Origin of the sequence: Brevundimonas alba, assembly GCF_011927945.1 — a bacterium.
GTDB classification, from domain to species: Bacteria; Pseudomonadota; Alphaproteobacteria; order Caulobacterales; family Caulobacteraceae; genus Brevundimonas; species Brevundimonas alba.
Genome location: NZ_JAATJM010000002.1, coordinates 207,256 through 225,953, shown reverse-complemented (window position 1 = coordinate 225,953; position 18,698 = coordinate 207,256). Strand labels below are relative to the sequence as shown.

The 18,698-nt window shown below is 69.9% G+C and carries 19 protein-coding genes; 3 read left to right on the top strand and 16 right to left on the bottom strand.

Going from position 1 to position 18,698, the window contains the following annotated elements; all coding sequences use genetic code 11:
• Positions 1–150 precede the first annotated feature (150 nt).
• The gene (locus GGQ87_RS11525) at positions 151–606 is read left to right on the top strand and encodes a DUF411 domain-containing protein (RefSeq protein WP_168047948.1); all 456 of its coding nucleotides are present in this window, start codon (positions 151–153) and stop codon (positions 604–606) included.
• Between the two features lie 52 nt (positions 607–658).
• Here the strand turns inward: GGQ87_RS11525 and GGQ87_RS11520 are convergent, their stop codons facing one another.
• The 12 genes from GGQ87_RS11520 to GGQ87_RS15455 form a co-directional block, all read right to left on the bottom strand.
• Positions 659–1,942: an acyltransferase family protein gene (locus GGQ87_RS11520; RefSeq protein WP_245161581.1), complete on the bottom strand. Its 1,284-nt coding sequence runs from the start codon at positions 1,940–1,942 to the stop codon at positions 659–661.
• Positions 1,943–2,365 (bottom strand): hypothetical protein, encoded by a 423-nt coding sequence (locus GGQ87_RS11515; RefSeq protein WP_168047946.1) that lies wholly within the window; start codon positions 2,363–2,365, stop codon positions 1,943–1,945.
• Positions 2,366–2,369: 4 nt separating this feature from the next.
• The gene (gene copM, locus GGQ87_RS11510) at positions 2,370–2,813 is read right to left on the bottom strand and encodes a CopM family metallochaperone (protein ID WP_168047944.1); all 444 of its coding nucleotides are present in this window, start codon (positions 2,811–2,813) and stop codon (positions 2,370–2,372) included.
• On the bottom strand, positions 2,810–4,897 hold the full coding sequence (locus GGQ87_RS11505; protein ID WP_209282547.1) for a heavy metal translocating P-type ATPase: 2,088 nt from the start codon (positions 4,895–4,897) through the stop codon (positions 2,810–2,812). The genes copM and GGQ87_RS11505 overlap by 4 nt, the downstream gene beginning before the upstream one ends.
• On the bottom strand, positions 4,894–5,496 hold the full coding sequence (locus GGQ87_RS11500; protein ID WP_168047942.1) for a cation efflux transmembrane domain-containing protein: 603 nt from the start codon (positions 5,494–5,496) through the stop codon (positions 4,894–4,896). The genes GGQ87_RS11505 and GGQ87_RS11500 overlap by 4 nt, the downstream gene beginning before the upstream one ends.
• 10 nt (positions 5,497–5,506) lie before the next feature.
• A complete protein-coding gene (locus tag GGQ87_RS11495; protein ID WP_168047940.1) occupies positions 5,507–5,845 on the bottom strand; it encodes a DUF190 domain-containing protein in 339 nt (112 codons plus the stop codon).
• A 53-nt stretch (positions 5,846–5,898) separates the two neighbouring features.
• Positions 5,899–9,144: an efflux RND transporter permease subunit gene (locus GGQ87_RS11490; protein ID WP_168047938.1), complete on the bottom strand. Its 3,246-nt coding sequence runs from the start codon at positions 9,142–9,144 to the stop codon at positions 5,899–5,901.
• Positions 9,145–9,147: 3 nt separating this feature from the next.
• Positions 9,148–10,308 carry an efflux RND transporter periplasmic adaptor subunit gene (locus tag GGQ87_RS11485; protein ID WP_168047936.1) on the bottom strand — a complete coding sequence of 387 codons (1,161 nt, stop codon included), beginning with the start codon at positions 10,306–10,308 and terminating at the stop codon, positions 9,148–9,150.
• On the bottom strand, positions 10,305–11,564 hold the full coding sequence (locus GGQ87_RS11480; RefSeq protein ID WP_168047934.1) for a TolC family protein: 1,260 nt from the start codon (positions 11,562–11,564) through the stop codon (positions 10,305–10,307). The genes GGQ87_RS11485 and GGQ87_RS11480 overlap by 4 nt, the downstream gene beginning before the upstream one ends.
• Positions 11,565–11,618: 54 nt before the next feature.
• A complete protein-coding gene (locus GGQ87_RS11475) occupies positions 11,619–11,939 on the bottom strand; it encodes a hypothetical protein (RefSeq protein WP_168047932.1) in 321 nt (106 codons plus the stop codon).
• Between the two features lie 86 nt (positions 11,940–12,025).
• A complete protein-coding gene (locus GGQ87_RS11470; protein ID WP_342448353.1) occupies positions 12,026–12,691 on the bottom strand; it encodes a class I SAM-dependent methyltransferase in 666 nt (221 codons plus the stop codon).
• Positions 12,688–13,338, bottom strand: a complete 651-nt coding sequence (locus GGQ87_RS15455; RefSeq protein ID WP_245161580.1) for a cation efflux transmembrane domain-containing protein — start codon at positions 13,336–13,338, stop codon at positions 12,688–12,690. The genes GGQ87_RS11470 and GGQ87_RS15455 overlap by 4 nt, the downstream gene beginning before the upstream one ends.
• A 184-nt stretch (positions 13,339–13,522) precedes the next feature.
• Between GGQ87_RS15455 and GGQ87_RS11465 the strand changes: the two genes are divergently transcribed.
• Both GGQ87_RS11465 and GGQ87_RS11460 read left to right on the top strand, forming a co-directional pair.
• Positions 13,523–13,957 (top strand): MerR family transcriptional regulator, encoded by a 435-nt coding sequence (locus GGQ87_RS11465; protein WP_168047928.1) that lies wholly within the window; start codon positions 13,523–13,525, stop codon positions 13,955–13,957.
• A gap of 56 nt (positions 13,958–14,013) precedes the next feature.
• Positions 14,014–15,945, top strand: a complete 1,932-nt coding sequence (locus GGQ87_RS11460) for a cytochrome c/FTR1 family iron permease (protein ID WP_168047926.1) — start codon at positions 14,014–14,016, stop codon at positions 15,943–15,945.
• 76 nt (positions 15,946–16,021) lie between these two features.
• Here the strand turns inward: GGQ87_RS11460 and arsH are convergent, their stop codons facing one another.
• Genes arsH through arsC form a run of 4 tightly spaced genes read right to left on the bottom strand, consistent with a single transcriptional unit; the run spans position 16,022 to position 18,697 of the window.
• A complete protein-coding gene (gene arsH, locus GGQ87_RS11455; protein WP_168047924.1) occupies positions 16,022–16,777 on the bottom strand; it encodes an arsenical resistance protein ArsH in 756 nt (251 codons plus the stop codon).
• On the bottom strand, positions 16,774–17,190 hold the full coding sequence (locus tag GGQ87_RS11450) for a GNAT family N-acetyltransferase (RefSeq protein ID WP_168047922.1): 417 nt from the start codon (positions 17,188–17,190) through the stop codon (positions 16,774–16,776). The genes arsH and GGQ87_RS11450 overlap by 4 nt, the downstream gene beginning before the upstream one ends.
• Entirely contained in the window at positions 17,190–18,275 is a 1,086-nt protein-coding gene (arsB, locus tag GGQ87_RS11445) for an ACR3 family arsenite efflux transporter (RefSeq protein ID WP_168047920.1), read from the bottom strand. The genes GGQ87_RS11450 and arsB overlap by 1 nt, the downstream gene beginning before the upstream one ends.
• Entirely contained in the window at positions 18,272–18,697 is a 426-nt protein-coding gene (gene arsC / locus GGQ87_RS11440) for an arsenate reductase (glutaredoxin) (protein ID WP_168047918.1), read from the bottom strand. The genes arsB and arsC overlap by 4 nt, the downstream gene beginning before the upstream one ends.
• Between the last annotated feature and the right edge of the window lies 1 nt (position 18,698).

Genomic DNA, 18,698 nt, shown 5'->3' with positions numbered 1-18,698 from the left:
AAAGGGAACAGACAGACGCGGGCGACACGTCGGGCGAGGCCGGTCTTCAGCCGCCGCTCGAGCCGAGCCCCCTGTGACACCAGGTCGTTTCGCGACGCGCCGGTCGTCGGTCTAGGGTGGCCGCCTCGCCGCCATCCGGGGCCGCCGCCGATGATCCGCCCTTCTCGCCGCCGCCTCATGCTCGGCCTGCCACTGGCCGCGCTGGCCGGCCCGGCCCTCGCCGCGCCGCCCAAGCGCATGACCGCCTACAAGACGCCCTGGTGCGGCTGCTGCGGCGGCTGGATCGCGCACATGCGCCAGGCCGGCTGGACCGTCGAGGTCGTCGAGCGCGAGGACCTGGCCCCGATCCGGGCGCAGCACGGCATTCCGGACCGGCTGGCCTCCTGCCATACGGCGGTCGTCGGCGCCTACGCCATCGAGGGCCATGTGCCGGCCGGCGACGTCGATCGGCTGCTCAGCGAACGCCCCGCCGCCCGGGCCTTGAGCGCGCCCGGCATGCCGGCGGGCTCGCCCGGCATGGAGGCCGCCGGGCGCGAGCCCTATACGACCGTCCTGATCCTCAACGACGGCTCAACCCGCGTGTTCGGCCGTCACAACGGCGCCTGACGCCCGACAGGCCGCCGGTGGTCGTCAGGCGACCGGTTCACGGCCAGTCGGGTCAGTCCGTCTCGTTCCCTTCCGCCGTCCTGCCGTCGCCGCCATCGGCGCCGCGCGAAAAGTCAGCCTGATGCGGGTGACCGCCATGCTGCGCGCGGTACTCGGCCGGGCTGAGACCCCTGCCCGTCATATGAAGCTTCGGCCGGGCCGCAGGCGTGACCGGGCCAGCCTCGATGCCGACCCGCTCGCGACTCGACGCGGCGGTGGACGGATTGAGCCAGACCTGCACCGGGCGGTCGAAGCAATACCGGAAGACCGCCGCCGCCACGAAGGCCCCGACGAAGCCGACGGTCCACAGGACCCAGCGAACGCCGGACGACCAGGCCTCCTGGCCCAGGGCGTCGAGCAGGCCGAACCAGACGATGCGGCTCACCTCATTGGTGAGGAACATCGAGAACGACATCAGGGCCAGATGCTCGATCAGCCGTGAAGGATTGCGCACCGGCACGGCGCCGGCGGCCCAGATAATTACGGTCATCAGGCCCAGCGACAGCAGGCTGAAGGCGCCGAAGGCCTGGAACAGGACGAGCGTGACGGCGGCGGCGACGCCGATCGCTCCGGCCAGGCGGGGCGCGACGTAGACTCGCGCGCCGTAGAAGGCCGCCGCGACCCCGAGCAGGAACAGCGGCAGGGCGCGCAGGATGCCGTAGCGCATCGGCAGACGGTAGATCGGATCGCCGAGCCAGAGCGAGGCGGCGACGTCGGCGGCGAGGACCAGGACCGTCGCACCGATCACGACGACGACCGGCGGCCAGCGCCACAGGGCGCGGCAGATCCAGGGCAACAGGAGATAGCAGCCGATCAGGGCCGAGAGGGTCCAGGTCGGGGCGTTCCACCCCTGCCCGCCCGGCACGCCATAGGCCTGGACCAGCAGCACCTGCGCAGGCAACTGCGACCAGTCGAACCAGCGCGGATTGCTGGGCGCGATCCCCGCCAGGGCGGCGCCGCCGACGAGCGCGATGAGGATGAGGCTAACGACCAGGTGGGCCGGGACGACCCGCAGCAACCGCTGGCGCGAATAGGCGCGCAGCGAGGCCTGGCCGGCGGCGAACCGGTCGCCGTAGATGCGGGCCAGCACATAGCCGGAGTCGATGATGAAGAAGTCGGTGAGCAGATAGCCGCGCTCGAACACCGGATGCAGCTGCGGCAGCGGGACCGGCGAGGCCTCGCGGAAATGGTAGAGGATGATCAGCGCCCCGACGATGAAGCGCAGCGCGTCCAGCCATCCGCCCCGCGCGATCCTGGCGGGACGAGGCGACGGCGCAACCGCGGCAGGCTCCCGCATTCAGGACGGCTCCCGACCGAAGACCACCGCCGCCGGCTTGCGGTGTTCGTGGGGGCGGAGATGAATATCGTCCCGAACGACGTAGAGGCTGGCCGTTCCCAGGATCCAGACGAGCGCTAGACCGGCCGTGATCATCACCCCTCCCCGGTCGCGCGGGCCCATCAGCAGGCTGCAGAGGGTCACGCCGGCGAGGATGACGCCATATCCCAGATGAAGGGGGAAGCCGTAGGAGCCAAACAGCAGGAAGGCCATGCAGAGCACGAGTCCCCCTGCGATCAGACCGGCGACGAGCGCGATCACCAGATCAAGGACGGGCCGCGGTCTCGGCGGGCGGCTCAACAACTGCGATCGCCGTCGCTTGCCGTAGCGGCCTTCGCGCCAGCGAATGTCGCGACTCCGGACGGTGAAGCGCTTGCCCGCCACTGACTCAGGGCCTTCCGGCGGGGACCGGGGCGTCCTCGTGGCGGGCGAGCATCACCTTCATCCGGATGATTTCGGCGTCCTGCGCGGCAATGATCTCCTCGGCGAGATTGCGGACGTCCCGGGCCTCCCCGTGCTCGACGGCGATCTTCGCCATGGCGAGGGCGCCTTCATGGTGAGCGATCATGCCGCGCAGGAAGTCGATGTCGGGGTCACCCGTGTAGTCGATGCTCATGGCCGCGTGCATCTGGGCGCTCGCCTCACGATAGGCCGCCGTCGAGGGGCTGTCACTCGGTCCTCCGGCGTGGCTCGCCCCGGTGTCGATCGGACGGGCGTCCACGGCCGGGCCCCGATCGGGAACGTCGCGGGCCTGCCGCGAGATCATGCCGAAGGCGAAGGCCGACAGGGCGAGAAAGACGGCGATGACGGAGACCCATCCGATCCGTTTCATGTCGATGTCCTCGAGAGCGCCGGAGAGGCCGCAGGGCCCGCCGGGCTTGCGGTTGAGACGGCCGTCCGCGCCGGATCGCGGTAGGCGAGCAGCCGAAGGGCGTTGAACACCACCAGCAGGGTCGAGCCTTCGTGGAGCGCGACGGCGGGGCCGATGCCAAGGCCGAGGATGGTCGCCGGCACCAGGAAGGCGACGACGCCGAGGCTGACGTACAGGTTCTGGAGGATGATCCGGCGGGTCTGCCGGCTAAGGCCGACCGTGAACGGCAGTTGCGCGAGATCGTCGGACATCAGGGCGACATCCGCGGTCTCGAGCGCGACATCGGATCCGGCCGCGCCCATGGCGATGCCGACCGTGGCCGTGGCCATGGCGGGGGCGTCGTTCACGCCGTCGCCCACCATGGCGATCTTGCCGTCCGCGCGGAGTTTCTTGATGGCGTCGACCTTGTCCTCCGGCATGAGATCACCCCACGCTTCGGTCAGCCCGACCTGCTCCGCGACGGCCTGGGCGGCCTTCTGGTGGTCGCCCGAGATCATGATCATGCGCTGGACGCCCAAGGCCCGGAGCGCCGTGAGCGCGGCCCCGGCCGCAGCCCGGGGCGTGTCGAGCAGGCCGATGACGCCGAGGTCTCGCGCCCCGCACCGCACCACCATCAGGGTCCGCCCCTGCTCGCGCAGTTGCGCGACGACGGCCGTCGTCTCGTCGTCGAGGCCCGCAACGCCGTCGGCCCCGAACATCTCGGGCTTGCCGATCCAGATCGTCTCGCCGCCGAGTTGGGCCGTCACCCCCTTGCCGGTCAGGCTCTTGAGGTCGGTCGCGGCCACGAGCTCGGTATCCCCCAGCCGTTCGGCGCCGTCCCGGGCGATCGCGTCCGCGAGCGGGTGGTCGCTGAGCCGCTCGACTGCGACCGCGATTGCGAGGAGGTCGGCTTCCGTCGTCCCGCGCACCGGCATGACGTCGGTGATCCGGGGCCGACCCTCGGTCAGGGTGCCGGTCTTGTCGAAGGCGATGGCGTTGAGCGAGCCGAGATTCTCCAACGGCGCGCCGCCCTTGATCAGAACGCCCGCGCGCGCCGCACGGGCGACGCCCGATAGGACCGCGCTCGGGGTGGCGATGGCGAGCGCGCAAGGGCTCGCGGCGACCAGGACGGCCATGGCCCTATAGAAGCTGTCGCGGAACGGCTCATCGACCACGACCCAGGCGAACAACAACACGAAGGCCAAGCCCAGGACGACAGGCACGAAGATGCGCTCGAACCTGTCCGTGAAGCGCTGGGTCGGGGATTTCTGGGTCTCGGCCTCGCTCACCATACGGACCACCTTGGCCAGGGTGGTGTCGCTCGATTTGCGGGTGGTCTCGATCTCGATCGCACCGGCGCCGTTGATGGTGCCCGCGAAGACGAGGGACGCCGATCCGACCTGGGCCGGCCGCTCGCGCGCCGCGGCGGCGTCCGGGACCGGCTGCTTGTCCACCGGCATGCTCTCGCCGGTCACCGGCGCCTGATTGATGCTTGTCGTTCCCACCACGACGAAGCCGTCGGCCGGGAGGCGCTCGTTCGGACGCACCACAACGGTGTCGCCGACCAGCAAATCCTCGACCGGCAGTTCGACGACCTGCCCGTCACGCCGCACATGGGCGGTCCGGGGCGCCAGATCCGCCAAGGCCTCGATCGCCCGTTTGGCCCGCCCCATGGCGTAGTGCTCAAGGGCATGGCCGATGCTGAACAGAAACAGCAAGAGCGCGCCCTCGGCCCAGGCGCCGAGCGCCGCCGCGCCTGCGGCGGCGACGAGCATCAGGGTGTCGATTTCGAACCGCTTCTGCAGGAGGTTCTGGACGGCTTCGCGGACGGTGAAGAAGCCGCCGAACGCGTAGGCGACAAGGTAGAGCGCGAGCGGGATCCAGGTCGGGACGCCCGGCGCGAGCTTCTCCAGCGCGAACCCCACACCCAAGGCAACGCCCGACGAGAGCGCGAAGATCACCTCGGTGTTGGGACCGAGGATGCCGCCATGGCCGTGATCGTGGCCATCACCGGGACCGTGGTCCGCCGTCTTGGGCTGCTCTTCGGACGAATGTGTCGACGTCATGCGCCGCTCTCCTTGTCGGATTTGGCGCGAGCAGCGTCGCGCAGGATTTCGACGCCGCCCTTGGCGGCGATGGCGGCGACCAGCACCCCGACGACGAGGTCGGGCCAGGCCTGGTCCAGCCACATCACCAGTCCTCCCGCGACGAGAATACCGCCGTTCGAGGCGAAGTCGTTGAAGCTGAAGGTTTCGGCCGCCTTCATGTTGACGTCGCCGCTCTTCTGGCGACGGATCAGGTGCAGGCAGATGAGGTTGACGACGGCGGCGACCACGGCCAGCCCCATCATGGTCGGGCCGATCGGCTCGGTTCCGACGAGGAACCGGCGCCCGGCGTCGAGCAGGACGCCGGCGGCGAAGATCAGCAGCATGATCCCGGAGAGACGGGCCGCGCCCCGTTTCCACGACCCGGCCCGACCGATCGCCAGGAAGCTGATCAGATAGACGGCGGCGTCCGACGCATTGTCGACGGCGTTGGCGAGCAAGGCGCTGGAATCGGCGGTGACGCCGCCGACGCCCAGCACACCCGCCAGTCCGGCGTTGAGCGCGAGGACCGTCAACAGCGTGCGACGCTGCTGACGGTCGGTCTGATCGCGAGCCGTCAAAGGCGCTCTCCTAGCCGGCGTCCGCCGGAGCGGGGTTGGGCCAACGCAGAACCTCGACCGCCTCGAGCGTGACCGGACCGAGGTGTTCGAGGTCGGCGAGGGTTTCAAGGAAACCCCTCAGCTTGGACTCATGATCGAGCAGCTCCACGATGAGCGATTGGTCGTCGTCGAGGACGTGACGGCGATGCAGGTGCGGGGTGTGGCCGAAGCCGACGAGGGCCTGCAGCACGGTCGCGCCCGCCAGACCGGCGGACCGGGCTCGCTCGGCCACGATTTCGAAGACCTTTCGGTCGCCGAAATAGGCGGCCTCGTCGGTGTAGATGCGCATCAGTTTGATGGGGTCGGACATGATCGCCTCCTGAAGGGGAATCCCCGCCGCCGATGCGACGGCGGGGACCGGGACTATTCCGCCGGAACCGGCTCTGCGGCCGGCGCGTCGGTGGGTCTGGAGCGCCGCCCCTCGGTCAGACCGAGGACCAGCCGGCTCATGGCCGGCAGGACCAGCAGCGTCAGCAGGGTCGCCGTGACCAGGCCGCCGATGACGACCATGGCCAGGGGTTTCTGCACCTCGGCGCCGGTGCCGTGGGCCAGGGCCATGGGCACGAAGCCGATGGCCGGGACGAGACCCGTCATGATGACCGGGCGCACCCGCTCCATGCAGCCCTCGATGATGGAACGGGAGAGCTCCATCCCGTCATCGAGCCGCTGCCGGATCGACGACATGACGACCAGGCCGTTCAGCACCGCGACCCCGGCCAGGCAGATGAAGCCCACCGCCGCCGACACCGAGAAGGAGATGCCGGTCAGGGCCAGGGCGAAGACCCCGCCCGCCAGACCGAGCGGCACGGTGAGGAAGACCGCCACCGCCCGCCCGAACGTCCCCACGGCGAGGAAGAGCACCGCGAAGATGGCCAGGAAGCAGATCGGCACCACCAGCGACAGGCGGTCCGAAGCCGCCTTGAGGTTCTGGAACTGGCCGCCCCATTCGATCCAGGAGCCAGCCGGCAAGGCGACCGTCTCCACCTTGGGCATGGCCTCCCTGACAAACGAACCCACGTCGCGACCGCGGACGTTGGCCTGGACGACGACGCGCCGCTTGCCGTTCTCGCGGCTGATCTGGTTCAGCCCCTCGGCGAAGCGGAACGAGGCCACCTGCCGCAAGGGCACGGAGGCACGGGTGCGGCCCTCCGCTTCCGGCAGCATCACCGGGATGGCGCCGAGCGCATCGAGGTCGTGGCGGCTGGCGTTGGGTACGCGCACCACCACGTCGAAGCGGCGGTCGCCCTCGAACAGCTGCCCGGCCTCGCGCCCGCCCATGGCGGCGGCCACCGTATCGGCGACCTCCTCCACGGTCAGGCCGAAGCGCGCGATGGCGGCCCGGTCGAAGGTGACGTCCAGCGACGGCGCTCCGTCGGTCTGTTCGACCTTGACGTCGGCCGCGCCCGGGGTGGCGTTGAGCTGGGCCGCGATCTGGTTGGCCGTGGCGGTCAACTTGTCGAGATCGTCGCCATAGAGCTTGATGGCGACGTCGCCGCGTACGCCGGCGATCAATTCGTTGAACCGCAGCTCGATCGGCTGGCTGAGCTCATAGCCCTGACCGACCTGGGCGTTGGCCGCGGCCTCGACCCGCTCGATCACGTCCTCCTTGGTGTTCACCCCTTCCGGCCACTGGTCCTGCGGCTTGAGGATGATGAAGCCGTCCGAGATGTTGGGCGGCATGGGGTCGGTGGCCACCTCGGCGGTGCCGGTCTTGGAGAACATCACCTCCACCTCGGGCAGGGCGACGATGGCCCGCTCGACGCCGCGCTGCATGCGGATCGACTGCTCCACCGCCGTCGACGGCACCCGTTGGGAGGCCATGGCGAGGTTGCGCTCGTCCAGGGTCGGGATGAACTCCTGGCCGAGCATGGTGAAGATCACCCCGGCCACGGCGAACAGGGCCAGACCGCCGCCCACGAAGGGCCAGGGCCGGGCCACGGCCTGACGCAGCACCGGTTCGTACTTCGCCTTGATCCAGCGAATGACGAAGACGTCCTTTTCGGAGACCTTGTTGCGCATCACCAGGGCGACCATCGCCGGGATGAAGGTGATGGACAGGATGAAGGCTGCGACCAGGGCCAGCATCAGGGTGATGGCCATGGGCGAGAAGGTCTTGCCCTCGACGCCCTGGAAGGTGAGCAGCGGCGCGAAGACCAGCAGGATGATGGCCTGGCCGTAGACGGTCGGCTTGATCATCTCCTGGGTGGCGATGGTGGTTTCCTCGAGCCGCTCGCGCAGGCTCAGCAACCGGCCCTCGTGGTGTTGTCGCTCCGCCAGCCGCCGCAGACAGTTCTCGATGATGATCACCGAGCCGTCGACGATGAGGCCGAAGTCGAGCGCCCCCAGGCTCATCAGATTGCCCGACACCCCCATGAAATTCATGCCGATGGCGGTCATGAAGAAGGAGATCGGGATGATCGCGACCGCGATCAGGGCGGCGCGGACGTTGCCCAACAGCAGGAACAGGGCGATGGCGACCAGGATGGCGCCCTCGATCAGGTTGCGCTGGACGGTCGAGATGGTGGCGTTGACCAGCTTGGACCGGTCGAGAACGGGCGTGACCTTGATGCCCGGCGGGAGAGACCGAACGGTCGTCTCCAGCTGTTCGCCGACCGAACGGGCGACCGTGCGGCTGTTCTCGCCGATCAGCATCAGCGTGGTTCCGATGACGACCTCGTGGCCGTTCATCGTCGCGCCCCCGGTGCGCAGGTCGCCGCCGAGGCGAACGGCGGCGACGTCGCGCACGGCGACGGGAACGCCGCCGCGCGTGGCGACGATGGCTTCCTCGATCTGGCTCAGGCTGCGGATACGGGCGTCGGCCCGCACCAGATAGGCTTCACCGCCGCGCTCGACGAAATTGGCGCCGACGGAGAGGTTGGCGGCCTCCAGACCCTCGGCCAACTCGCTAAACGAGACGCCGTACTGGGCCAGCCGGGTCGGGTCGGGCTCGACGACATACTGTTTCTCGAAGCCGCCGATGGTGTCGACGCCGGCGACGCCGTTCACCGTCCGCAGTTGCGGCGCGATGATCCAGTCCTGAACGGTCCGGAGATAGGCCGCCCGGGAGATGTCGTCGGTCAGACGATCGCCCTCGGGCGTGAGGAAGGACCCGTCGGACTGCCAGCCCGGCTGGCCGTTGCGCACGGTCGCGCCGCGCCCGCCTGGGTTGGTGTAGTCGATGGCGTACATAAAGACTTCGCCCAGACCCGTGGTGACGGGTCCGATCTGGGGCTGAACGCCCTCGGGCAGGCTTTCCTGGGCCTGGACCAGTCGTTCGCTGACCTGCTGGCGCGCGAAATAGAGGTCGACGTTCTCCTCGAAGATCACCGTGACCTGCGAGAACCCGTTACGCGACAGCGACCGCGTTTCCTGCAGGCCGGGAATGCCGGCCATGGCCGTCTCGACCGGGAAGGTCACCCGCTTCTCGATCTCGACGGGCGAGAGCGAGGCGTCCTGGGTATTGATCTGAACCTGGTTGTTGGTGATGTCCGGCACGGCGTCGATGGGCAGTTGGGTCAGTTGCCAGGCGCCGTAGGTCGAAACCATCAGCACGAGGGCGATGATCATCCATCGCGCCCGCACCGACAGGGCCATGAGGTTGGCGATCATGGCCTAGTGCTCCACTTCGCCGGCGCCGAGCGCGGCCTTCAGCAGGAAGGCGTTGCGGGTGGCGACGGTCTGCCCCGCGGTCAGGCCGGAGGTGATCTGGGCCCGGCCGGCGCTGCGCTGGCCGACGATGACCGGCGCGGCGGTGAAGCCGTTGGCGGTCCTGACGAACACCACTTCGCGGCCTTCGACGGTCTGAATGGCTTCTTCGGGCACCGAGACGCCCTCGGTCGTCCCGGCGTCGCGGGTGTAGATCCGCACCGCGATCGCCTGGCCGGGACGCAAGCCCCCCACGCCCGAGACGCTGAGAAGGACGGTGGCGGCGCGGCTTTCCGCGTCCACGCCCGGGGTGATCGAGCGCACCGTCGCCTGGACCTCGCCTTCCGGCAGGGTGATGGTCGCCCGGTCGCCCGGAGCGATCCGGCCGGCGTCGTCAGCGGAGACCGAGGCCTGCACCTCGATCTGACTGGCGTTGGCGACGTGGAACAGTTCGGTCCCGGCCGTCACGAAGGCGCCGAGCGTCGCGTTAGATTCCGTCACCCGTCCATTGATCGGGCTGACCACGCCCGTGCTGCGGCCGTCGCCGGAGACGCGGGCGGCGGCGGCGGCGGACGTCGTCCGCCGGTATTCCGCCTCGGCCTCGGCCAGGACGGTCTGGGCCGCTTCGAGATCCTGCCGCGCGGTGATCTTGGCGTCGAACAGGCGCTGCTCGCGGGCGAGCGCCTGCCGCGCCGCCGTCAGCCGGGCCTGGGCAGTCGCCCGCTCAGCGGCGATCGAGGAGGCTTCGCGGCTTTCAATGAGCGCGACGGTCTGTCCGGCGCGAACGCTGTCGCCGAGGCGGAGCGAGACTCGTGTGATCACGCCGTCAGCGCGGGCCGCGAGGACGGCCTCGCCCTGAGGCGTGCCGACGACGGTGCCCTGGGCGACGATCTCGGCGCTCAGCGATCCGCTGCCCACCGGCGCCACGACGATGCCGGCCGCTTGGATGCGGGCGGCGTCCATCTCCAGGGCCTCGCCGGCGCCGTGCTCCTCTTCCGCCTCGGCGCTCGCTTCCGGCGCGGCGTCCGGACCGCGGGTCATGCTCCAGACGGCGAACCCGCCCCCCAGGAGAATGACCGTCGCGGCCGCTCCGGCCAGCAGACGTTGCTGGTTGGTCAATCTCTTCATTGGGCGGATCCTTCGGTTTCGGTGGCGCGCGTCAGGGCGGCGACGGCCTGCGCCCGCTCCAGCTCGGCGGTGATCATGTCGGCCTGGACGGTGTTGAGCGCCTCTTCGGCGTCGAGCACGTCCAGCAGGGTGAAGCGGCCGGCCGAGAAGCCTTCACGCGCGATGCGCACGGCCTCGATGGCTTCGGGTTCGGCCTGGGTTTCGAGGAAGGCCAACTGTGCCTCGGCCGTGCGCAGCGCGGCCTGGGCGTCCCGGGTCCGCCGGATCGCGCCGGCGAGGGCGGCGTTTCGGCGGGCCTCGGCTCCGGTCCGCTCGGCGTTGGCGGCGGCGATATTGCCCTGGTTGCGGTCGAACAGACCGATCGGCATGGAGGCGCCGAAGACCAGGGCGGTGTCATCCGTGCCCCGGAACTGCCGGGCGCCCACGCTGACGGTTACATCTGGACGCGACAGGGTCCGTTCCCGATCGACGACGGCGATCGAGGTCGCCACCTCCGCCTCGGCGAGACGCACGTCGAGCGCGTTGGCTGGATCGATGACGGCGCCGGGCGCCGCAGGGGCTTCCGGAGCAGTCGGTTCGGGCAGGTCTTCGCCGCCGCCCCACAGGGCGGCGAGCGCCCGCTGGGCTTCGGCGTATTCGGCCTCGGCGGCCCGGACCCGTCCGACCGCTTCCAGGGCGGCCGTGCGCGCCCGCAGGGCCCGCAACGGCGGCTCGCGGCCGGCGTCCACCAATTCGGTGGCGATGGTCTGCAGATTGTCGGCGCGCAGGAACTGGTCGCGGGCCAGTTCGACCCGGCGGCCGTCCGCATAGGCCTCGGCGTAGGCGTCACGCACCTGCTGCTCCAGATCGGCGCGGGCGACGGCGAGGCGCAGCCGGGCTGCGTCCACCTCGGCCTGGGCGGCGCGCTCGCGTGCGGGCCGCTTGCCACCGAGTTCGAACCGCTGGCCGACGCTCAGGGTGCTTTCCGCGTCATCGACGCCGGAGAAGCCGCCGGTGCCGGCGAAATTCTCGACCTCGAGGCCGAGTTCGGGGTTGGGCCGGAAGCCGGCCTGTTGGGCGCGACCGACGGCGGCGGCCACGTCGGCTTCGGCGGCGGCGAGCGCCGGCGAGGAGCCTGCGGCGCGAGACAGCGCGTCTGCCAGGGTGACGGGTTCGGCGAAGGCTGACCTTGGGGCCAGCATGGCCAGGATCGCCGCGAGGGCGATCGCGGCTCCGCCGGCCGCGGGGTGCGGCAGACGGCGTTTAGGGGATGGCATAGGTCCTGTTTCCCGGATGGTTGACGTGAAGGCGCGCGTTCGCGCGCAGTCCCGTCAGCCTCTGGGAGGGCGGTCTGGTCCGGCGGGCATGCGGGACGGCAAGCCGTCCGCCAGCGGCAGGGCGTCGAGATCGCCCCCGGCGTGGGTCACGGCCGGCGCGTCAGGCGTCTGCGGCACGGCGACGCCGCCGTGGTGGCAGTGGCCGTGAGAGCAGATCGCATGCTGATCGGGTCGGTCGGTATCGCCGTCGTCCGAGGGGGCGTCGGCGACCATCTCTACGGCATGGGCCGTCACGGCCTCGGGGGCGCAGGTCGCGGCCTCGACGGCGGAGACCAGGACAAACAGGGCCAGGAACGACGCAAGCAGCGCCGCCATCCAACCGTGTCTGGCCGAGGAGAATCCCATGGCGTCCCATAACACGGTCCGGCGCGACTGCAATCGCGCCATCGTCGCACCGTCTCTCACGCGGAGACCTCATACGGACGTTCCGCCCGATAGAAGGAGATTGAGCCGGTCAAGGTGGCCAACGCGCCAGTTTCGCGCAGGTCGGAGAAACCCGCTTCGGCGATCAGGCGAGGCAGGACGCCGTCCGCGTTCGGCTGGGTGTTCTCGTAGCCGTCCAGCGACTGGACGATGCGAAACAGGGCGCGCATCACGCCCGACTGACGCCCGTAGTCGGCGATGTGGAGCGTCCCGCCGGGCTTGAGCGCTCGCCCGCTCGCCGCCACGCCAAGGCGCTTCTCCTCCATCGGCAGCTGATGGAAGACCAGGCTGGACACGACCTTGTCGGCGACCCCGTCGCCCACCAGCGCGGCCACGTCGCGCGCAAACCCCTCGACGAAACGGATGTTCTGGCCGGCGGCCTCGGCCTTCGCCGCCGCGCGCCTGAGGATCTCGCCGTCAGGATCGAGGCCGATGATCCGCGCGCCCGGCGCCCGGCGCGCCAGACCGACCGCGAAAGAGCCGGTGCCGCATCCGAGGTCGACGATCGTCTCGCCCGGCTTCGGCGCGACCTGGTCGAGCAGCCGCGCCCGCCAAACGCGCTCGCGCGTCAGCACGGCGATGGCGGGGTCATAGAAGCCGCTGAGGGCGGCATGGCCGAGCGCGGGGGTGAAGCTCGCCGTCACGCCGCGGCCTTCAGTTCTTGGCGGGACTGTTTGAGGATCGACCAGGCCGACTGCAGGAAGACGACCGCCAGGATCGCGCCGGCGATGAGGTCGGGCCAGCGGGACGCGGTCAACCAGACGGCGACGCCCGTGACCGCGACCACCAGGCTCTGGATCAGGTCGTTGCGCGTACATAGCCAGACCGAGCGGACATTGGCGTCGCCCTCGCGATGCCGCACCAGCAGAAGGGCGGCCAGGGCGTTGGCGAAGAAGCCCAGCGCGCCCAGTCCGGTGATGACGAAGCCCTCCGGGGCCGCCCCGGTCGTGGCGCGCCAAATCGCATATCCCAGGATGAACAGGGCCAGCGCCGCCAGGCTGGCGCCCTTGACCAGGGCGGCGGTGGATCGCACGGCGACCGAGCGGCCGATCACGGCCAGGCTGATGCCGTAGGTGGCGGCGTCGGCCAGGAAGTCGAGGGCGTTGGCGCCCAGCGAGGCCGAACCCTGCAAGGCGGCGCCGCCGGCGATGGCCACAAAGGCCAGGCCGTTGATGGCGATCACCGCCATCAGGATACGGCGATACGCCGGGGTGGCGCCGTCGAACTTGACGGCCGCGCCGCAGCCGCAGCTGGAAGCGGCCGCTTGCGGGGACGAGGGATGTTCTGTCATCGAGCTCCACCTTTCACCCCGAGGATGCCTCCTCCAGTCGCTGGAGGATCAAGCGGAAACTTCGCTCCCGCCCGAACCGATCAAAAACGCCGCGGCGGGCTTGATCCTCTAGCGGCTAGAGGGTCCAGTATCCGGACCGGCCGGTCGCCTTCCGACCTGCAGCCGTTCGACCCGAGGTGACGCCATGCCCCTGCCCTCTCCCGCTTCGGCCGGCCTGCGTCCTATCGGCAAGCTCGCCGCCGCCACCGGCGTCAAGGTTCCGACCATCCGCTTCTATGAGGAGATCGGGCTGCTGGCCGTTCCGCCGCGGACCGCGAACGACCGGCGCATGTACGACGACGACGCCGAGCGCCGCCTCTCGTTCATCCGGCATGCGCGTCAGCTGGGGTTCGATCTGGACTCGATCCGCTCCCTGCTGGACCTGTCCGATCATCCGGACCGGCCCTGCGCCGAGGCGAACGCCATCGCCGAACGCCATCTGGCCGATGTGAAGCGAAAGATCGCCCAGTTGAAAGCGCTCCAGGGCGAACTGTCGCGAATGACCGCCGAATGCGCCGGCGGCCAGGTCTCCGCCTGCAAGGTGATCGAAGCCCTGCACGATCACACGGCGTCGCTTTAGCCGCGACATTCTGTCCTGCCGACTGCTAATGCGAACCGCTCACAGCTAGGTTTTTCATGCGTCCTCTGCTCCGTCTGCTCGTCCTGCTGTTCGCCCTGGGGCTGGCTGCGCCCGCCGTCGCCCAGGCGCCGTCCGCTTCCGAGGCCCAGGTCGCCTGGCGACTGCTCGACTATGTGGCGGTCGACTACGCCGGCGCCGTGGCGAACGGCCAGGTGACCAATCCGGCCGAGTACGGCGAGATGGTCGAGTTCGGCGGCCAGATCCGGACGCGCCTGGACGCCCTGCCGGCCAACCCGGCCAAGGCCGGTCTGGTGAGGGACGCCGTCGCCCTGCAGGGCGCCATTCGCGATAAGGCCGACCCGCGCGTCGTCGGCGACCAGGCGAAAGCCTTGGCCGCCGCGGTGCTGACGGCCTATCCGAGCCCGCTCGCGCCGTCGTTCCCGCCCGAACTGGCCCGCGGCGCGGCGCTCTATGCCGAGCAATGCGCGGTCTGCCACGGCGTCACGGGCCGCGCCGACGGCGCCGGCGCCGCAGGCCTTGATCCGCCTCCGATCGCCTTCGCCGATGTCGAGCGCGCCCGCCAGCGCAGCGTGTTCGGTCTCTATCAGGTCATCGACCAGGGCCTCGACGGCACGGCGATGGCCAGCTTCGCGCACCTTCCGGCCGAGGACCGCTGGGCCCTGGCCTTCTATGTGGGCCGTTTCGCCTTCACCGATGCCGAAGCCGCCGAAGGCCAACGCCTTTGGGAAAGCGACCCGGCGATCCGCGCCGCCTATCCCGATCTGGCCGCCGTCACCCAGGCCACGCCGGCGGACCTGGCTGCGCGCATCGGCGAGACTAAGGCGCGGGCGGTCACGGCCTATCTGCGTCGTCACCCCGAGGCGACAGCCCGACCCCAGGGCGCGACCCTGAGCCTGGCCCGGACGCGTCTGGCGGAAAGCGAAGCCGCCTATCGCCGGGGCGACCGCAAGACCGCCACGGACCTCGCCCTCTCGGCCTATCTCGACGGCTTCGAACCGGTGGAACCGGCGCTCGGCGCCCGGGACGGCGCGTTGCTGCGTCGGGTCGAGACGGCCATGACCGAACTCCGCGCCTCGATCAGCAAGGGCGCGCCGACCGAAGAGGTCGCGGACCGCGTCGCCCGACTGAACGCCCTGTTGGACACCGCCGAGCGCGCGCTCGCGCCCCAGGAGGCGGACAATCTCGCCAGCTTCCTCGGCGCCTTCACCATCCTGCTTCGCGAAGGTCTGGAAGCCTTGCTCATCGTCGTGGCGATGATCGCCTTCCTCCGGAAGGCTGAACGACCCGAGGTGCTGCGCTACGTCCACGGCGGATGGGTGGCCGCGCTGGTCGCCGGCGGCGCCACCTGGGCGGCCGCGACCTTCTTCATCTCCATCAGCGGCGCCAGCCGGGAACTCACCGAAGGGTTCGGCTCGCTTCTGGCGGCCGTCGTGCTCGTCTCGGTCGGCATCTGGATGCATGGAAAGTCGCACGCTGACGCCTGGCAGACCTATATCCGCGACAAGCTCTCCGCGGCGCTTTCGAAGCGCTCGGCCTGGTTCCTGTTCCTGCTTGCCTTTGTCGTGGTCTATCGCGAGGTCTTCGAGACGATCCTGTTCTATGCGGCGATCTGGAGCCAGGGCGGCCATGTCGGCATGCTGGCCGGCGCCCTCACCGCGGTGGCGATCCTGGCCGTCGTGGCCTGGGCGCTGCTGGCCTACAGCAAGCGCCTTCCGATCGGCCGGTTCTTCTCGTTGAGCTCGATCCTCATGGCCGTCCTGTCGGTCATCCTCGTCGGCAAGGGCGTAGCGGCGCTGCAGGAGGCGGGCTGGCTCGACGTCCATCCGCTCACCTGGGTCCCGCGCATCGAGATCCTCGGCCTCTATCCCACCGTCGAGGGCGTGGCCGTGCAACTGCTGACCATCGCCGTTCTCGTGGTCGGCTTCGCTCGAACCTCGGCGCCGAAGACGGTTCAGCCGGCTCCGTGAGCCCCCGGGGCCGCCGCGGTCGCCAACGCAGAGGCGCCGCCCTCAAGGGCTCGGGACGGCGTCCGGGACCGAGCCCTCACTGAGCGGCGATGGCGATGGCCGCCAGATCCGTCGCGACGTCGAACGGGATTCCGGCCGCCTTGCGTTCGGAATAGCGGTCCACGAGTTGAACCGCATGGGGCCGGACGAGGATGGTGAAGCGCACCAGTTCCTCCATCACGTCGACGATCCGCTCATAATAGGCCGAGGGCTTCATCCGGCCGGCCTCGTCGAACTCCTGGAAGGCCTTGGCCACGCTCGACTGGTTCGGGATGGTGACCATCCGCATCCAGCGTCCGAGAAGGCGCAGGGTGTTGACGGCGTTAAAGCTCTGGGACCCGCCCGAGACCTGCATGACCGCCAGGGTGCGGCCCTGGGTCGGGCGCAGACTGCCCAGGCTCAACGGCAGGTGATCGATCTGCAGCTTCATCACGCCGGACACCTGGCCGTGCCGTTCCGGACTGCACCAGACCATGCCCTCCGACCACAGGGCGTGCTCGCGTAGCTCGCGCACCGCCGGGTGGGCGTCGTCGCCCGGCGAGCCCGGCAGGGGCAGGTCCGAGGGATCGAAGATGCGTGTCTCGCATCCCATCCGCTGCAGCAGCCGGGCCGCCTCCTCGACGCAGAGCCGCGAATAGGAGCGCTCGCGCAGCGACCCGTACAGGAGCAAAATCCGCGGCGCATGGTCGTGCGGGCCGAGGCCGCGGGCGGGACCGGCGGACAGATAGGCCGCATCCACGGCGGGCAGATGATCCGGGTCCGGCAACGAGCGCAGGCGGGCGAAGGTCGTCACAGGTCCTTGGTCAGATAGGCGGCCGACGCCGGGCAGACGTCCGCGAACTCGCGGGTTCGCCGGATCGCGACGGGCGCGGCCGCCCGCTCGGCCGCGGCGAAGCCGCGCCGGGCGAAGAAGGGCTCGGCCGTCGTGGTGAGCAGGTGAAGCCGCTCGCCGCCCAGGTCCCTCGCCACGGCTTCGACGGCGGTCAGGATGCGGCTGCCCAGTCCTTGGGCCTTCCGGTCGGCGAACACGACCAGGGAGCGCAGCAGCAGATCCCGCCCCTCCCCTTCGAGTCCGACGTATCCGGCGAGGGCGCCGTGTTCGCGGGCGGTGAAGTAGCGGCCGGCGCCGGGCTCCGGGAGGCCCTCGCCGCCCAGGGCCGCGATCAGCCCGGCGTCATCCCCGTCCACGATTTGCAGGACGACCATCAGCCGGCGTCCCCCGACGGGGCTGTGTCCGGAAACCAGCGTCGGCCCATCCACAGCGCGACCGACACCAGCAGGATCAGCACCGGCACCTCGACCAGTGGGCCAATGACGGCCGCGAAGGCGACCGGCGAGGTCAGGCCGAAGGCCGCGATGGCCACCGCGATGGCCAGTTCGAAATTGTTCGAGGCCGCGGTGAAGGCCAAGGCCGTGGTGCGCGGATAGTCGGCTTCGATCAGCTTGCCCATGAGGAAGCTGACCACGAACATGACGAGGAAATAGATCGTCAGCGGAATGGCGATGCGCAGAGCGTCCAGCGGCAGGGCCACCACCTCCCCGCCCTTGAGGCTGAACATGACCACGATGGTGAACAGCAGGGCGATCAGGGTGATCGGGCCGATGCGCGGCAGAAAGCGCCGCTCGTACCAGTCGGTGCCTCGGCGGGCGATCAGGCTGCGACGGGTCAGGAAGCCGGCCAGGAAGGGAAGGCCGAGGTAGACGAGCACCGCGCCGGCGATGGTCCAGACGCTGATGTCCACCACGCTGCCCTGCAGGCCGAACAGGGGCGGCAGGACGGTGAGGAAGATCCAGGCGTAGAGGCTGAAGAACAGGATCTGGAAGATCGAGTTGAAGGCGACGAGACCGGCGACATATTGGTTGTCGCCGCGCGCCAGCTGGTTCCAGACCAGCACCATGGCGATGCAGCGCGCCAGCCCGATCAGGATCACCCCGGTCATGTACTCCGGCTGATCGCGCAGGAAGATGACCGCCAGGGCGAACATCAGCACCGGTCCCAGCACCCAGTTCTGGAACAGGGATAGGGCCAGCACCCGCTTGTCGGCGAAGACGCGCGGCAGTTCCTCGTATCGGACCTTGGCCAGCGGCGGGTACATCATCAGGATCAGACCCATGGCGATCGGGATGTTGGTCGTGCCGACCGAGAGGCTGTCGACCCAGGCGGGCAGGCCCGGCGCCAGTGTCCCCAGAGCCACGCCGAGACCCATGGCCGCGAAGATCCACAGCGTCAGCCAGCGGTCGAGAAAGGACAGGCGACGCGGCGCAGCGTCTGTCACGGGCGTGTCGATCATCGCTTCACCCTCTGTCCGGCGGCGTCGATGACGACCTCGCCGTCCTCCTTGGCGAAAGGCTTGAGATCATCGGCGGGCAGCAGGTCCAGGACGGCTTCGGAGGGTCGGCACAGGCCGACGCCCAGAGGACTGACGACGATCGGGCGATTGAGCAGGACCGGATGGGCCTCGATCGCATCGAGCAACTGATCGTCCGTCAGGTCCGGGGCGCCGAGGCTCAGTTCGGCGAAGGGCGTGCCCTTCTCGCGCAACAGGTCGCGCAGCGGCTTGCCGGTCCGTTCGGCCAGCCAGGCGACCATGGCGCGCGACGGGGGCGTCTTCAGATACTCGACGACATGCGGCTCGATGCCGACGTGGCGAATGAGCTCAAGCGCGTTGCGCGACGTCCCGCAGGCGGGGTTGTGATAGATGACGATGTCCACG

Bases quoted from the DNA above. Each gene is read 5' to 3' on its own strand.
- GGQ87_RS11460 (WP_168047926.1), top strand. From the start codon at position 14,014: ATGCGTCCTCTGCTCCGTCTGCTCGTCCTGCTGTTCGCCCTGGGGCTG.
- GGQ87_RS15455 (WP_245161580.1), bottom strand. From the start codon at position 13,338: ATGACAGAACATCCCTCGTCCCCGCAAGCGGCCGCTTCCAGCTGCGGC.
- GGQ87_RS11475 (WP_168047932.1), bottom strand. From the start codon at position 11,939: ATGGCGGCGCTGCTTGCGTCGTTCCTGGCCCTGTTTGTCCTGGTCTCC.
- arsB (WP_168047920.1), bottom strand. From the start codon at position 18,275: ATGATCGACACGCCCGTGACAGACGCTGCGCCGCGTCGCCTGTCCTTT.
- GGQ87_RS11485 (WP_168047936.1), bottom strand. From the start codon at position 10,308: ATGAAGAGATTGACCAACCAGCAACGTCTGCTGGCCGGAGCGGCCGCG.
- copM (WP_168047944.1), bottom strand. From the start codon at position 2,813: ATGAAACGGATCGGATGGGTCTCCGTCATCGCCGTCTTTCTCGCCCTG.
- GGQ87_RS11480 (WP_168047934.1), bottom strand. From the start codon at position 11,564: ATGCCATCCCCTAAACGCCGTCTGCCGCACCCCGCGGCCGGCGGAGCC.
- GGQ87_RS11490 (WP_168047938.1), bottom strand. From the start codon at position 9,144: ATGATCGCCAACCTCATGGCCCTGTCGGTGCGGGCGCGATGGATGATC.
- GGQ87_RS11450 (WP_168047922.1), bottom strand. From the start codon at position 17,190: ATGGTCGTCCTGCAAATCGTGGACGGGGATGACGCCGGGCTGATCGCG.
- GGQ87_RS11525 (WP_168047948.1), top strand. From the start codon at position 151: ATGATCCGCCCTTCTCGCCGCCGCCTCATGCTCGGCCTGCCACTGGCC.
- GGQ87_RS11465 (WP_168047928.1), top strand. From the start codon at position 13,523: ATGCCCCTGCCCTCTCCCGCTTCGGCCGGCCTGCGTCCTATCGGCAAG.
- GGQ87_RS11495 (WP_168047940.1), bottom strand. From the start codon at position 5,845: ATGTCCGACCCCATCAAACTGATGCGCATCTACACCGACGAGGCCGCC.
- GGQ87_RS11520 (WP_245161581.1), bottom strand. From the start codon at position 1,942: ATGCGGGAGCCTGCCGCGGTTGCGCCGTCGCCTCGTCCCGCCAGGATC.
- GGQ87_RS11505 (WP_209282547.1), bottom strand. From the start codon at position 4,897: ATGACGTCGACACATTCGTCCGAAGAGCAGCCCAAGACGGCGGACCAC.